This window comes from Spiroplasma sp. ChiS (assembly GCF_002968355.1).
Taxonomy (GTDB): domain Bacteria; phylum Bacillota_I; class Bacilli_A; order Mycoplasmatales; family Mycoplasmataceae; genus Spiroplasma; species Spiroplasma citri.
In genome coordinates this window covers 1-730 of record NZ_PUUH01000244.1, presented here as the reverse complement: position 1 = coordinate 730, position 730 = coordinate 1, and the positions used below count along the sequence as shown (strand labels likewise).

Sequence of the window (730 nt, the reverse complement as noted above, 5' to 3'; positions counted from 1 at the left end):
TTATTAATATTATTTTTACCAATTAATTTTCAATTATCTTGGTTTAACTTAACTCTTGGATAATGATTTTCTTTATAGCGGTCAACATTTTCCACAATTTTTTTTTAGATACATCAAACATCTTATATTTTACAGCAAAAGCATAAATAAAATCAGTTAAATCATTCAAAAAATTCTCTTTTTTAACATCATAAAATTTTTCAACCATAAACTGATTTTTTAAACTATGTCATTGTTGATAATAATTCAAAAATACTTCATTTCTTTTATCATAAACAACTCCGGTGGAATAACTATCTTGTAAAAAATCTAAATACCATTTATCATTAAACAATAAATTTTTCAACCATAAACTGATTGGATTAATTTACGATAAATGAGATAAATTAATTAATGAGTTTGGTATTTTATTCTGATATATGTTAGTTGCAAATTTGTATTTTTGATTTGAATTAGTTTTATGTATTTTATTTATAATTAATTTTAAAAAGAAGAAAGGTGGTAAAGAATAATGCGTAAGTCATTATCTTTATTTGCCATATTTATTTTAACTTTTTTGGGTTTGGTTATTCCATTTATTACTTTAACTTTGAATTAGTTTTATGTATTTTATTTATAATTAATTTTAAAAAGAAGAAAGGTGGTAAAGAATAATGCGTAAGTCATTATCTTTATTTGCCATATTTATTTTAACTTTTTTGGGTTTGGTTATTCCATTTATTACTTTAAC

The 730-nt window shown here is 20.8% G+C and carries 1 protein-coding gene; it reads right to left on the bottom strand.

The genetic code is table 4. The annotated features are described in order from the left end of the window. Positions 1 to 43: 43 nt before the first annotated feature. Positions 44 to 346 carry a spiroplasma phage ORF1-like family protein gene (locus tag C6B38_RS06240; RefSeq protein WP_199558601.1) on the bottom strand — a complete coding sequence of 101 codons (303 nt, stop codon included), beginning with the start codon at positions 344 to 346 and terminating at the stop codon, positions 44 to 46. Positions 347 to 730: the final 384 nt, after the last annotated feature.